The organism is Pseudomonas savastanoi (assembly GCF_020917325.1).
Lineage (GTDB): Bacteria > Pseudomonadota > Gammaproteobacteria > Pseudomonadales > Pseudomonadaceae > Aquipseudomonas > Aquipseudomonas amygdali.
Genome location: NZ_CP076652.1, coordinates 4,754,074 through 4,768,608, shown reverse-complemented (window position 1 = coordinate 4,768,608; position 14,535 = coordinate 4,754,074). Strand labels below are relative to the sequence as shown.

10 protein-coding genes are annotated in these 14,535 nt (G+C 56.9%); 5 read left to right on the top strand and 5 right to left on the bottom strand.

The genetic code is table 11. From position 1 onward, the window contains the following. Position 1 precedes the first annotated feature (1 nt). Positions 2-2,944 (bottom strand): Tc toxin subunit A, encoded by a 2,943-nt coding sequence (locus KP808_RS20165; protein WP_230016759.1) that lies wholly within the window; start codon positions 2,942-2,944, stop codon positions 2-4. 262 nt (positions 2,945-3,206) lie between these two features. On the opposite strand from KP808_RS20165, the gene KP808_RS20160 reads away from it, so the two are divergent. Together KP808_RS20160 and KP808_RS20155 are read left to right on the top strand one after the other, a co-directional pair. Beyond that, on the top strand, positions 3,207-6,023 hold the full coding sequence (locus KP808_RS20160) for an RHS repeat domain-containing protein (protein ID WP_230016758.1): 2,817 nt from the start codon (positions 3,207-3,209) through the stop codon (positions 6,021-6,023). Positions 6,024-6,178: 155 nt separating this feature from the next. After that, positions 6,179-6,463, top strand: a complete 285-nt coding sequence (locus KP808_RS20155) for a hypothetical protein (protein ID WP_004666155.1) — start codon at positions 6,179-6,181, stop codon at positions 6,461-6,463. An 88-nt stretch (positions 6,464-6,551) separates the two neighbouring features. Here KP808_RS20155 and KP808_RS20150 read toward each other — a convergent pair whose 3' ends face one another. Then, positions 6,552-8,075, bottom strand: coding sequence for a fumarate hydratase (locus tag KP808_RS20150; RefSeq protein ID WP_058408086.1), 1,524 nt, complete (start codon positions 8,073-8,075; stop codon positions 6,552-6,554). A gap of 179 nt (positions 8,076-8,254) precedes the next feature. Between KP808_RS20150 and KP808_RS20145 the strand changes: the two genes are divergently transcribed. Then, positions 8,255-9,193, top strand: coding sequence for an iron-sulfur-binding ferredoxin reductase (locus tag KP808_RS20145; RefSeq protein ID WP_230016757.1), 939 nt, complete (start codon positions 8,255-8,257; stop codon positions 9,191-9,193). A 120-nt stretch (positions 9,194-9,313) separates the two neighbouring features. Here the strand turns inward: KP808_RS20145 and pyk are convergent, their stop codons facing one another. Next, the gene (gene pyk / locus KP808_RS20140) at positions 9,314-10,765 is read right to left on the bottom strand and encodes a pyruvate kinase (RefSeq protein WP_002554985.1); all 1,452 of its coding nucleotides are present in this window, start codon (positions 10,763-10,765) and stop codon (positions 9,314-9,316) included. A gap of 176 nt (positions 10,766-10,941) precedes the next feature. Between pyk and KP808_RS20135 the strand changes: the two genes are divergently transcribed. Together KP808_RS20135 and KP808_RS20130 are read left to right on the top strand one after the other, a co-directional pair. After that, a complete protein-coding gene (locus tag KP808_RS20135; protein ID WP_122281592.1) occupies positions 10,942-11,337 on the top strand; it encodes a tetratricopeptide repeat protein in 396 nt (131 codons plus the stop codon). 193 nt (positions 11,338-11,530) lie between these two features. Next, positions 11,531-11,890, top strand: coding sequence for a PilZ domain-containing protein (locus tag KP808_RS20130; RefSeq protein WP_005745539.1), 360 nt, complete (start codon positions 11,531-11,533; stop codon positions 11,888-11,890). A 28-nt stretch (positions 11,891-11,918) separates the two neighbouring features. Here the strand turns inward: KP808_RS20130 and KP808_RS20125 are convergent, their stop codons facing one another. After that, positions 11,919-13,262, bottom strand: coding sequence for a DUF58 domain-containing protein (locus KP808_RS20125; RefSeq protein ID WP_219170122.1), 1,344 nt, complete (start codon positions 13,260-13,262; stop codon positions 11,919-11,921). Further along, positions 13,259-14,317 carry an AAA family ATPase gene (locus KP808_RS20120; protein WP_230018927.1) on the bottom strand — a complete coding sequence of 353 codons (1,059 nt, stop codon included), beginning with the start codon at positions 14,315-14,317 and terminating at the stop codon, positions 13,259-13,261. The genes KP808_RS20125 and KP808_RS20120 overlap by 4 nt, the downstream gene beginning before the upstream one ends. Positions 14,318-14,535: the final 218 nt, after the last annotated feature.

Sequence of the window (14,535 nt, the reverse complement as noted above, 5' to 3'; positions counted from 1 at the left end):
ATCAACGGTTGCCGGATATAACGGCTTCGCCTGTGGACTTCCACTGCGTGGCAGGACTGGTCACTGTCAGGTCCGTGGCCAACAGTAATTGTCCAGCCGAGAGCCCTGTGAGTTCACTGGCGCTGTGCATTCGGTTCAGCCAGTCCACCTCGTGCATGGAAGACGCGATTTCATCTGAAGCAGTGAGTAATACAGTCGCCGCCAGCACTTCGGACGACGTCCAGTGTGTGAGTGCTGCCAGCAGCGCAGCACAGTGCGCCTTGTCCTTTGAACCGCCATTCGCTTGTTTGAAATAATCGAGCAAAGCGTCTTCCGGGTGACCACTCTGGTCACGCCAGTTGCGATAGCGGTCCAGCAGGTACAGGCTGCTCAAAGAGAGAGGAAGCGGGCTGTCAAAACCTGTATGCAACCAGTGCGGGTTGATCAGAAACGTGCGCAGTGCCTGGGCACTCAGTCCTAACTGCTGATTAACTTCTGCATAGCGCATCAGTTCCGTCAGCTTTACTTCGGTGCCCTCCATGAGCGAGCCGAGAAACACGTCCACGCTACTGCCTGACCAGCGCAGTACCGGTTCGCAACGATCAAGTGGCAAACCCGCGACGGTTTGCATCAGACCTTCCATCAGGCGATGCTGGGTCAGGTAGCCGTTGAAGACGAACACTTCAAGTTTTGCGGCAAGTTCGCTCTTCAGCGAATCGCCAAGTCTAATAGAGGTGAGTTGTGTAAGGATTGCCTGACGGATACTGACAGCAGGCTCTTCATCCAACGGTTGGGCTACTACCAGCCCGTGTGAGTCGATCAGCGGCGCTATTACAGCCCACCATTCGATCACCGAGCCCTCGTCGTCATAGGTTGGAAGGTTCAGTGACGCAAGTTGTTGGTCAGTCAGTGCAACTGCAAGAGCGTCATCGGTCAACTGTTCAAGCTGACCGGCCAGCTCCTGCGATGTCGCTGGTTCGGTCATATCCACGCCCAATTGACGGCGCAGTGTGGCAACGTTCTGACCATAAGCCTTGAGCCAGGTAACGGCCCAGTCCAGTTGCATCAGGATATCGAGCACGTCGGGTTCGGCATCGCTGTCTGTCTCGGCCGGAGCGCTTCCCAGTCTGCCTTTCACAATGTTTGCCCGGTAAGGTTCACCGCCCAGCAGGTCGATCAGTGCCCGGCTATCCTGGACTGTCAGGCCGAACATCGAAGCAATACGGGTCTGGCGATACAGCGAAGAAACCATACTCAATTTGAGTTTGAAATCGGTACTTGTGCCTTCAAGCAGATCGCGAGTATCAACGACCAGCAGCCACAAGCCTTCCTGCGTACTGGATAAATGCAGGGCGGCGCTTAACTGCGCGCGAGCCTTGATATGCTCGCTACTTTCGTTATCCAGATAAAGGGGTGATCCGTTTAAAAACAACGGGGTGTCGAACAGGATCGGGTTGTTGAATACCCGGTCGAACAGAGGTAAGCGACCATCGCTTGCCTCGCCAGCCATGCAATGAACAAAACTGGCAAACTCTTCGGGCGTGAGGTTGTAATGTTTGCTCAAGTAACGGTAGACGCCCAGCGCGCGCAGTGTGTTTGCAGTCAGGACTCCCGGAGAGTTCGCATCACCTTCCGAACGAATGACCGCGATGATCAACGTATCCAGCGTTGTAAAAGGAATGTTCATCCAGCGTTGCAAACGAATCATGCGTTGCAGGCGGTCGAAGCGGTCCACGCTGGTGTTGGTCAGGCGTACGACACCATCGGCTTCCTTGAGCAGTTCCATTGCTGGCTCGACGGCTGGGCCATTGACGTATTCAGCACCAAATCGAGTCCCGATTGCAGCCGGGCTTTCATCGGGTGACGGCGTTGCGTCGGCGGTTTGCCCGGCCGACTGGATATTGGCTGAGCGGTAAGGGGTGTGACTGCCTGTGGCAAGAAGGGCTTCTACTGCGTCACTGTCGAGATCCGTTTTTGCCATGAAGATATCGAGGGTATTGAGCTGATTGCTGGCGCCGTCCACGTAAACAATGTCGTATTTTGTGTTGAAGAAACGGTTGATCGCCTCCGGCTCGGCTGCCACTGCAGGTTCAAGCGCGATTGCCTGTTGTTCAGGGCCTAAACCGCTCATCAGGGCCTGTGCGACGGCGCTGGATTGCTGCACTTTTCCAAAGTCATCAGTCGGCGTTGAAGTCGTCGGAACCTCAAGGCTGATGTGATAACTCAGCTCGCCCAGCGTCGGCTTTTTGCCTGCCAGCCCCAGCGTTATCTGTTGAAAGTGAAAGTTGTAAGGGAACATGAACGGATGCTGTTTTTCAGCGACCAGTTGGTAAAGAGACTTGTCCTTGTCCTCCGCCACGGTGTCCACGTAAGCCTCTATAGCTTTGCCCAACACCTGGTTGACTATCTGCAGCGTAGGAACCGGCGTGAACGTGCTTTGCTGATCGACAATCAGGTCTTTTAGGTCTGGGCGTCGTTCATCAAGCTTGATTCGGCTGGAATCGACAGAGCTGCCTTCCAGTTCTTCCAGCGCAAAACGATACAAGGATGTCAGGTATGCAACGGGCGAGTCCTTGGCCTCTATTGCTCCCACTTTGCAAAACAGATCCCAGTTCTCCTTGAACAGATTGGGGAAACTAGGACCGATCTCTACCAACGAGCGTACGCCCGAGCGCCGTGTCAGTTTCTGCGTACGGCCAGACGACACCAGTTGGTTGCGATAAAGCCGTACGATCTGCGTCGCATAACAGCGGGCATTTTCATAAGCAAGCGCCGCATTGGCGTCGCTGATTCGCGAGATATCACGGACAAAGGCTGACTTGGAGCGCCGCACGATATCGAAGACCGATTGAATGTTCAGCGTCGCGAGAGCGTCAGTGAAAGACAACTTGCCGTCCGTCCGCTCGTGGGCGACCGCATCGGTTTTGGCTAGATTGTTCAGCAAAGAAAGGGGAGGTTTTGTCATGTTCGGCGCCTCATTAATCATGGCTCAAGCGTTGTTCAAAAGGCGGTCGTCGTCTACCTGATACAAATGACAGCTATTGCGCGAGAAGGGTTAAATATCCATAAAAAGCAATGCGTTATCTGCGATTCGTTTGCTTATGCCTTTTGGTAACAAGCCGGCTTTCGATAATCAATTTCGCTATTTCCATGGGTGCACAAACGGTGCTGATCGTTGTTGTGCTATAGCGAATAGCTGGGTTATCAAACATTCATGGATGAAAGCGATGAACTCGATTGTGCATAGCAATACGCCAATACTGGCGATCATTGACCCACGTGCGCTGGCTGTGCGTAACGTGCAGTTCTGTAGAAGTGTGGCCGGGCAGCTTCTTGACGCGCGGGTGACGCACCAGCGCTTTGACTGGTCAGGGCGACCGGTTGTGGGTCGTGATCCCCGTTTGTTCAGTCGTTCGGAAATCGAAGCCGGTATCCCGGCAAATCTGGTGGTCAGGTTTAGTCTGTCTGGAGCGGTTTTGCTGAACGAAAGCGTCGATTCGGGTTGGCGAATGAACCTGATTGGCGATGCGGGGCAGTTGCTTGAAAGCCGGGACGGGCGAGGCACGCTACGATGCATCGAATACGACCACTCGCTGCGTCCTTTATCAGTTACAGAGCAAGGACATGTTGTCGAGTGCCTGGGCTATGGAGCTGCGGACGTCGCTGAGCATAATCAATGTAATCAGCTGATTCGCCATGACGATACGGCAGGCTCGTGCTTGCTTGCGGACTATGGTCTGTCGGGTGGAGTTTTGAGTGAGAAACGGTATTTTCTGCAGTCGCCTGACAGCCCGGACTGGCCACTTGCCGAGCCTGATCGTGATGCACTGCTGGAGCCCGTCGGTTTGCAGACACGCTGGGCTTTCAACGCGCAGGGCGAAGTGTTGGTGCAGACTGATGCCAACGATAATTTCCATCGTTTCAGTCACGATTTGGCAGGGCAACTGCACGCTGTTGAACTGACCCTGGCCAATACCGAACAGCCGCAAACGCTGGTCAGTGCAATTCGCTACGACGCGTTCAGTCAGGTAGAGCAGGAGACGGCCGGTAATGGCGTCGTCAGTCATTATTCCTATGATCAACAGGACGGTCGGCTGACTCAACTCAGCGCGGTATCTGCTGATGGCTCTGTGTTGCAAAGGCTGAATTACAGCTATGACCCGGTGGGCAATGTTTTGCTCATCAACGATACTTCTCAGCCCGATCAATATTGCGACAACCAGCTTGTCGAACCGATCAGCCGTTACTGTTACGACACGTTGTACCAGTTGATCGAAGCCACTGGTCGTGAGGTTAGAAACGGTGTCAGTCGTGGTCCGGCGTTGCCCGGTCTGCAATCTATTCCGACGCTTGATCCTTGTCAGGTCAGCAATTACAAACAGCGTTACAGCTACGATGCTGCGGGCAATCTGCTGCAAATGCGTCACGAAGGCGCGCAGAACTTCACCCGCAACATGCACGTCGCCCCCGACAGTAATCGCAGCCTTCCCGACGATGACGATGACGTGGATTTCGCCACAAACTTTGACGCCAACGGCAACCTGCTGCAACTGGTGCGCGGGCAGGCCATGGGTTGGGATGTGCGTAATCAGTTGCAGCACATCACCACTGTGCAACGTAGGGACGGGCCGAATGATGACGAGCGCTATGTCTATGACGGCCAGGGTCAACGCTGCCGAAAAATCAGCACTGCGCAGGCATCAGGTCGCACGCTGACTAACGAAGTGCGTTACCTGCCGGGACTGGAAATTCGCACCACAGCCGATGGCGAAATCCTTCATGTCGTTACGGTTCAGGCCGGTCGCAACAGCGTGCGGGTGTTGCACTGGGAAGCCGGTAAACCGGACGGCATCGCAAATAATCAGGTGCGTTACAGCCTGGGTGATCACTTGGGATCGAGCACGCTGGAACTGGATCATCAAGGCGGTCTTATCAGTCAGGAAAGCTACTACCCGTTTGGCGGCACGGCCTGGTGGGCGGCGCGCAGTGCAGTGGAAGCGAAGTACAAGACGGTGCGTTATTCGGGCAAGGAGCACGACGCGAGTGGGCTTTATTACTATGGGTTCAGGTATTACGCGCCGTGGTTGCAACGCTGGATCAATCCGGACCCGGCGGGGGATGTGGATGGGTTGAATTTTTATGCAATGGTTCGGAATAATCCGACAGCTTACACAGATCCTTATGGACTGACCGGGGAATATCGTGGGCGGAGAGACAGTGTAGAGCGTGATGTATTATTTGACACCGGCATCCTCGCGCGAGGTAGAAGCGAAATATCGAAGCTTCCTAAAACTGAACCTGATCATTTGAACCGCGCGTTCAAACTCGCTTACTCTGCATGGAGTGAAAGTTCAAAAACCCTCGCAGCACCGGCGATAGCGCAACTGCCTGAGCTATTGATGAGTTACGTGTTGGGGGACGGCGCCAAGGAGAGGCGTGGCGAACTGGCTGAAACATACAGTACAACGGCTTGCATGCTGAAAGACTACAATGAAGCTGGGGGGCATTACAATCAGATAGCCATAATGAAAAACTATTCGGGGACGGATGCATTTATTGATCTTGAGGATCAGCATAAACGCATTTTCATGGTCGAGGATCTTTTAAACGTCCACGTTGCGGGTACATCAATCACGCTTGGGCATGAAGTTTCTCACACAGTTCTCAATAACAAAATTCTTGATTTCGGGTATCTGGCAGCGGGTCTCCGGGACGAAAAAGCGGCAGCGATCAGTGAGGACAGCTACATACAGCACCTTGAAGGCGGGCTTAATTCAGCGATGGAGTATTCTTACGGGCGTAAGAACGCCCACATGTTCAGAAGTGTCGAGCGGATGATAGGAAAGAATGTATTGAGTACCGAGAGGGCCCTGAGACTCTTCGAGGTCAAGAGCATGCAGGACATGAAAATCGAGCGTTTGAGCGACCCCGCAGTGCGGACCAACTTGTTGATGAACAATGCAGACAGCTTGGCGATGTTAAGTATTATGCTTGCGGAATCGACGGTAAAAAGCAGTCTCAGACGCTGGGGAAAGTTGTTCTGATATGAGGTGACTGGCTACCCGTGCTATGGGAGGCTGGCATGGGGGCGGCTAAAGGCTTTCTTGCTGTACTACGACCGCCAGACTATCGCTGATTTTTTTCTGCCGGAAACAAGCTGTTTACCAAACCTTCATGGATGAAGATGATGAGTGCGAGCATGAATAACCTTGCCTCAGCCTGTAATGTATTTCCGCTGATACGTGATATGCGTGCAGATACATGGGAGGCGCTCAACGAAAACATGAGTGGCCAGGAAATTACCGTGCCAATCTCTGGGTCCTCCAACTATATCGAGTGGCAGTCGCATGCGCCCGTAAAATGGCGAGATATGAAGTTTTTGAAGTTCGAGAAGTTCTCTGAACTGGACACAGCAAGGTCGGATCCTTCAACTGTAGCTTTTTTCAAAAAAAATGCCATTCCAGTGCGTCTTTATTCGATTTAGTTGTGGGTGATTGCGTGGGGTAAGGCACTGCACTCCGAAGCTAATGCAGCAAGCCCGACCTGTTTTCCGGGCTTGCTGCCATCGTTACTTACTGCACTTCCACCGCCAGACTGTCGCTGATCTTCTTCTGCCAGATCTGCGGGCCGGTGATGTGTACGGATTCACCCGTGCTGTCCACCGCAACGGTCACCGGCATGTCTTTGACCTCGAACTCGTAGATCGCTTCCATGCCCAGTTCGGCGAAGGCCACGACTCGGGATTTCTTGATCGCCTGAGCCACCAAGTACGCAGCGCCGCCGACGGCCATCAGGTACACGGCTTTGTGGTCGCGGATTGCGTCGATGGCGGTCGGGCCGCGTTCGGATTTGCCGATCATGCCCAGCAGGCCGGTCTGGTCGAGGATCTGGCGGGTGAACTTATCCATCCGCGTGGCCGTGGTCGGGCCTGCCGGGCCAACGACTTCTTCGCGTACCGGATCAACCGGGCCGACGTAGTAGATGAAACGACCCTTGAGGTCGACCGGCAGGGTTTCGCCCTTGTTGAGCATTTCGACCATGCGCTTGTGCGCGGCGTCGCGGCCGGTAAGCATCTTGCCGTTGAGCAGCACGGTTTCGCCCGGCTTCCAGCTTTGCACTTCTTCCGGGGTCAGGGTGTCGAGGTTGACTCGGCGGGCCGATGGGCCAGCTTCCCAGACGATTTCCGGGTAGGCGTCCAGCGACGGCGCTTCCAGCGAGGCAGGGCCGCTGCCGTCGAGTACGAAGTGCGCGTGGCGGGTGGCCGCGCAGTTAGGGATCATGCACACCGGCAGCGACGCAGCATGGGTCGGGTAATCCATGATCTTGACGTCGAGCACGGTGGTCAGACCGCCCAGGCCCTGAGCGCCTATGCCCAGCTGGTTGACCTTTTCGAACAGTTCCAGACGCATCTCTTCGATGCGGTTCTGCGGGCCACGGGCCTTCAGCTCATGAATGTCGATGGACTCCATCAACACTTCCTTGGCCATGACCGCTGCCTTTTCCGCGGTGCCGCCGATGCCGATGCCGAGCATGCCCGGTGGGCACCAGCCTGCGCCCATGGTTGGAACGGTTTTCAGGACCCAGTCGACGATCGAGTCGGACGGGTTGAGCATCGCCATCTTCGATTTGTTTTCCGAACCACCGCCTTTCGCCGCGACGTCCACTTCCACGGTATTACCTGGAACGATGGAGTAGTGGATAACAGCCGGGGTGTTGTCCTTGGTGTTTTTGCGAGCGCCTGCCGGGTCGGCGAGGATCGAGGCACGCAGCACGTTTTCAGGCAGGTTGTAAGCGCGACGCACGCCTTCGTTGATCATGTCGTCCAGGCCCATGGTGGCGCCATCCCAGCGAACATCCATACCCACGCGTACGAAAACGGTAACGATACCGGTGTCCTGGCAGATCGGGCGATGACCGGTCGCGCACATGCGCGAGTTGATCAGGATCTGAGCGATGGAGTCGCGAGCGGCAGGCGACTCTTCACGCAGATACGCCTCGTGCATGGCCTGGATGAAATCCACGGGGTGGTAGTAGGAAATGAACTGCAGTGCGTCTGCAACGCTCTGAATCAGGTCGTCTTGCTTGATCACGGTCATGCGGCGCGCTCCTCTGTAAGGACGGGAACATTCAATTACGCTATCGGCGGCAGTCTGGAACTGCGGCTTGAACCAGAGCTGTCAGGTTAGCCGTAGCGGGCGCAAAAAGGCGCGGCAGTATAACCCGCCCGACAGGCCAGTCTGTACAATCGCCGTTATTTTCTGCACAGGCCGCCTGAATGCCTCAATTGCATGTTGGTGAGCGTAGCTGGTCGTTACCATCGGCCAGCAATCTGCTCGACGCCCTGAACCATGCCGGTGTGCCGGTTCCCTATAGCTGTCGTGCCGGCAGTTGCCATGCGTGCCTGGTGCGCTGTGTCAAAGGCGAGCCTGAGGACGCGTTGCCCGACGCCTTGCCCGCTGAAAAGCGCCAGCAGGGTTGGCGGCTCGCCTGCCAGTGCCGAGTGGTCGGTGACCTGGCTGTCGAGGTGTTTGACCCGCAGCGTGACGGCCTGCCTGCGACAGTAGTGGGCTGCGACTGGCTCTGCCCGACCGTGCTGCGTTTGCGTCTGGAGCCTGCGCGACCTCTGCGCTATAGCGCCGGGCAACACCAGGTGTTGTGGACTGACAGCGGTGTCGCCCGGCCTTATTCGCTGGCGAGCCTTCCGGGCGAGGACCCGTTTCTGGAATTTCATATCGACTGCCACCAGTCCGGGGCCTTCCGCGACGTCGCCCGACAGCTGCGGGTCGGTGACACGTTGAGGCTCGGCGAACTGCGCGGAGGGGCACTGCGCTATGACCCTGACTGGCAGGAAAAACCTCTGCTCTTGCTGGCTGCCGGTACCGGGCTGGGCCCGTTGTGGGGCGTATTGCGTGAGGCGTTGCGTCAGGAGCATCTGGGCACCATCCGCCTGATTCATCTGGCCCATGACAGCCAGCAGCACTATCTGGCCAATGAGCTGCAAGCCCTGGCTGAGCGTTATCCACAGTTGCTTGTTCAACTGATTACCGTGCAGGCGCTGGAGACGACCCTGGCCGAGCTGCGCCTGTTGTCGCGGCATGCGATGGCGTTGTTGTGTGGCAGTGCCGAGAGCGTGGAGATATTTGCCAAGCGTTTGTATCTGGCAGGGCTGCCGCGTAATCAATTGCTGGCGGATGTGTTTGTGGCGCGGGAATAAGGTGCATGTTAGTCACAGCTCTCGTTCGGCACGATTAATCACAAAGATTCGTCAGGCATACACAATGCAAAAAGGCCCCGACTCTTGCGAGACGGGGCCTTGGCTTGCAGCGTTCTGCCATCAGACCAATGGGTCGCCGACGTGCAGAATCTTCATGCCGTTGGTGCCACCGATGGTGTGGTAGCTGTCACCCTTGGTGAGGATGACCCAGTCACCTTGCTCGACCAGACCACGCTTGAGCAGTTCGTCGACTGCGGCCTGGCTGACCTGACCCGGTGGCAGGGCTGCCGGGTCGAACGGCACGGTGTAGACGCCACGGAACATCGCTGCACGCGCTTGAGTACCACGGTGCGGAGAGAACGCGTAGATCGGCACCGAGGAGCGGATGCGCGACATGATCAGCGGGGTATAGCCGCTTTCGGTCAGTGCGATGATCGCCTTCACACCCGGGAAGTGGTTGGCGGTGTACATGGCGGCCAGCGCGATGCTTTCATCACAACGGGTGAACGAGTGACCGATACGGTGGCTGGAAGTCTTGCCGGTCGGGTGCTTTTCAGCGCCGATGCAGATACGCGCCATCGCCTGAACCGCTTCGATCGGGTAGGAGCCCGCAGCACTTTCCGCCGACAGCATGACGGCGTCGGTGTAGTCGAGCACGGCGTTGGCCACGTCGGACACTTCGGCACGCGTCGGCATGGGGCTTGAGATCATCGACTCCATCATTTGCGTGGCAACGATCACCGCCTTGTTGTGGCGACGTGCGTGCAGAATGATGCGTTTCTGTACGCCAACCAGCTCGGCATCACCGATTTCAACGCCCAGGTCGCCACGCGCAACCATGACAGCGTCACTGGCGCGAATCAGCTCATCGAGTACTTCGTCGTTGGCAACGGCTTCGGCGCGTTCGATCTTGGCCACCAGCCAGGCTGTACCGCCGGATTCGTCGCGCAACTGGCGAGCGTATTCCATGTCGGCGGCATCGCGCGGGAAGGAAACGGCCAGGTAATCCAGGTCCATTTCGGCAGCGAGCTTGATGTCCTGCTTGTCTTTCTCGGTCAGTGCCGGAGCCGTCAGGCCACCGCCGCGACGGTTGATGCCCTTGTGATCGGACAGCGGACCGCCGATCAGCACGGTGCAATGCAGTTCGTCAGCCGTCTGGGTGTCGACGCGCATGACTACGCGACCGTCGTCGAGCAGCAGCTCGTCGCCTACGCCGCAATCCTTGACCAGATCCGGGTAGTCGATACCCACGATTTGCTGGTTGCCACTGGTCAGCGGATGAGCGGTGGAGAAGGTAAACTTGTCACCGACCTTCAGCTCGATTCGCTTGTCGGTGAACTTTGCGATACGGATTTTAGGACCCTGCAGGTCGCCCAGCAGAGCGACGAAGCGCCCGTGTCTGGCGGCGATTTCGCGGATCAGTTTGGCGCGTGCCTTGTGCTCATCCGGAGTACCGTGAGAGAAGTTCAGACGAGCAACGTCCAGACCCGAAAGGATCAGTTGTTCGATGACTTCCGGCGAGTTGCTGGCAGGGCCAAGTGTGGCGACGATTTTGGTGCGGCGAACGGTCATGCACAAACTCCTTAATTGAAGCGCAGCGAGAGGCTACTCCTGTCTGGGTCTTTAGTCATTGTTCCTTTGCACTACCGTGTTGCTGTCAGGGAGGGCAATCGGCTGACGGTCGGTGTGCGATTTACTTGAAGAAACAGGCTGTGACGCCGATACAGGGCAGAGAACAGGAGAGTCCCATGCGTATTGTAACGATTGTTGTATTACTGACTGCGCTCAGCGGTTGCACCCGCTGGGCGATGAATTCCAACCTCGATCACGCTTACCGTGCCTATCAGGAAGGTGATTGTGACCGGGTCATGCTGGATCTTTCCAAGGTCGAGCGTCAAAGCCGTTCGCGCCGTTATGTTCAGCCGGAAGTGTCGATGCTGCGTGGCCAGTGCCTGGAGCGGCAGAAGCTGTATGTCGACGCTGCGCAGACCTATCAATTCCTGATGACTCAGTATCCAGAGAGCGAATACGCGTTCCGTGCACGGGCCAGGCTCGATACGCTCGCACAAACGGGTCTCTACCCCAGGGCTCAGCCTGCCAGGCCGATCCCTGCACCTGTTCGAAACGCTCCCGTATCAAAGTAGTTACCCTCATTTGAATGGCAGGCGCCGTGTTCGGGTGGATTTTGAAAAATTCTGAGCTAGGCTGTGATCACATAGTGGACGAGCTGCAGAGCTCTAGGCCGAGGCGGTTATCGCGCAGTGCCTCGTTTTTGAAGTCCGCAGCCAGCGAACGGTGTTACGTGATCGCAACAGTGGTCTTGGAAGGCAGCCTGCCATGTATAAAGAGCGGAAAATAGAACGGCACCAATTGCAGGATTACCTGCAGGTCTTCAATCGTCATACTGGCAAGCTGATGGGGTGTCTGGGGAATGTGTCCGGGGAAGGGCTGATGCTGATCAGCGAACTGCCCGTTCTGGTAGGGGCCAGGTTCGATCTGTGTCTGAAAATGCCGAATGGCAATATCGGGCAATCAATAGATCTTAGCGCCAAGTGCCTCTGGAGCCACGAAGACGAGACGCCAGGGAGCTACGACTCCGGTTTCGAGTTGTCTCAGGTCTCGACAGAATACCTGGCGTTCGTCCAGCTCTTGCGGGAGTATTTCTGTTTCTACCCCTTTTATGAAGCCTCAGCCTGAGGCTGCTGGCTGACTCGCAAGGTTTCGCTTATAGCGTACCTGCCTTTTTCCAGCTCAGATAACGGCTGACCAGCTGCGGCCCCAGCTCCCTTGGTCGAGCATCCATTATTGCAATACCTTGAGCACTCAAGCGGTCGTGCAGCGAAGCGCGAGCGTTGAGGAAATTCAGGGTTCCGCAATAATCCAGCGCTTGATCATAGGTTTGTACGGGGGCCTGACGCAGACTGTCGAGCACTTCCTCCCTGAGGCTGGCAATCAGCACCCGGTGCTGCTTGCCAAGCTGTCTTGCAGCAGCCACCAGTTCCTCATCGTCTTCATCGCGCAGGTTGGTGATCAGTACCACCAGTGAACGTCTTTTATGGCGCACCATCAATTGGCGAACGGCGGCGCTGTAGTCAGCGGGGCGCCGGGTGGTCTGCAGGTCATAGACCGAGTTGAGCAACAGGTTGAGCTGCCCCGGCCCTTTTACGGGGGCCAGATAGCGGTCCTGCTCACCCGCAAACGTCGCAAGGCCAACCGAGTCACCCTGACGCAGTGCGACATAACTCAATAGCAGGCAGGCATTGAGCGCGTGATCGAAGTGAGACAAATCACCGTCCTGGCTGCGCATTCGACGTCCGCAATCGAGCATGAAAACGATCTGTTGATCCCGCTCGTCCTGATACTCGCGAGCAATGGGGGAGCGCTGGCGGGCGGTAGCTTTCCAGTCTATCTGGCGCAAGCTGTCGCCTTCACGAAACTCGCGCAACTGATTGAATTCCATTCCTGCCCCGCGACGTTGCAACTGGCGCACCCCCAGTTGGCTCAGCCAGTTGTCCACCGCCAGCAGTTGCCCACCGTAAAGCCGGGCGAAGTCCGGGTAGACGCGGGTCGTGCTGTGTATCGGAAGATAGCGGCGTGCCGTCCACAAACCCAAAGGCCCCGGCAGGCTGATTTCGCACTGCTCAAAGGTAAAATGGCCACGGCTCGAGGGGCGCAGACGGTAACCGATGCTGCCTTTGCCGCGCGCAGGCAGGATGATGGACTGCGGCAGGTTTTCATGTTCCAGGCCATGCGGCACATGATCGAACACCTGCATGGTGACTGGCTTGGCACCGTTGTGTTGCAGGTCGAGCCGCGCCTCGTTCCAGCGGTCCAGCGCCAGGCTGCCCGCAAGCTCGCGCTGCACGCGTGGCGAGGGACGCCTGAACAGCCAGAATGCATCAAGCAGGCTGACACCCGCGAATGCCAGCAACGCTGCCCAATAAAACTCGTCGATTTTTGCCGGATACTCGATGCCCAGCGCATGGAGCGTTCCTGTCAGTAACGCAACGCACATGAACCCACCGAGCCAGCGCAGCATCGGAATCGACGGTTTCAGAAGCTGTTTCACAGGCGCGGTGCCGAGACCTGATCAAGGATCTGCCGAAGCACCTGATCCACTGAAAGGCCCTCGATGTCCAGCTCCGGTGACAGCCTGACCCTATGTCGCAACACAGCCAGCGCACAGCCCTTGATATCGTCCGGAGTAACGAACTCACCGCCGCGCAACAATGCTCTGGCCCGCCCGCCACGCACCAGTGCAATTGAAGCGCGCGGCCCTGCGCCCTGGCTAAGACCTGGCCAGGTGCGCGTACTGCGCGCCACGCGTACTGCGTAGTCCAGCACCTGTTCATCAATGGGCAGCTCGCTGGCAATGCGTTGCAGTGCCTGAACCTCCCGAGCCTGCATGATGACCCGCAGCGGCCGCACATCCAGCATGTCGGCACGGGTCGAGCGGGTGACTTGGCGCACCATGTTCAGCTCTTCCAGCGCTTCGGGATAGTCCATGCGCAGCTTGAGCATGAAACGATCCAGTTCGGCTTCCGGCAGTGGGTAAGTGCCTTCCTGTTCGATAGGGTTCTGGGTTGCCAGCACCATGAACGGCTGCGGGATGGGCAGCGCCCGACCTTCGAGGGTTACTTGGCGCTCCTGCATGGCTTCGAGCAGCGCGGCTTGGGTCTTGGCCGGTGCCCTGTTTATTTCGTCGGCCAGCAGCAGGTTGGTGAACAGCGGCCCCTTGCGCAGCTTGAACTGCTCGGTCTGCATGTCGTACACAGCATGGCCGGTGACATCGCTGGGCATCAGGTCCGGCGTAAATTGAATGCGCGCGAACTCACAGCCGATGCAGCTGGCAAGCGCCCTTACCAGCAACGTCTTGCCCAGCCCCGGTACGCCTTCGAGCAGCACATGCCCGCCGCCGATCAGGGCGGTCAGCACGTCCTCGATCACTGCGTTTTGGCCAATCACAGCCTTTTGCAGCTCGTTACGCAAGGCCTGAGCCAGCTGGCTGGCGCGTTGCCGCTGCTGCAACTGAGTGCTTGCAGCATTTGCCGGGCTGGCCGGTTCGGTGGCGGGTTCGATAAATGGCTTGGTGCTGCCTGATGTTTCGGGCGTTTGCTCGCTCACGATTTCTGGAGCGTCACTAACTGTGATATTAGATTTATCGTCCATAAATCAATTACTTACCTGATTTGGCTTTTTCGTAATTTTTTTGCGCAGCGACTGAATGTTTTTTTCTCTTGCCGAGCATTATTTCCATGGTAACCGCTCAGGGCATGCGGCGTATTGGTGCATGCCATTCAATTGCACTGACATAGCTGCCGTCTGCACCAAAGATAGAAAAC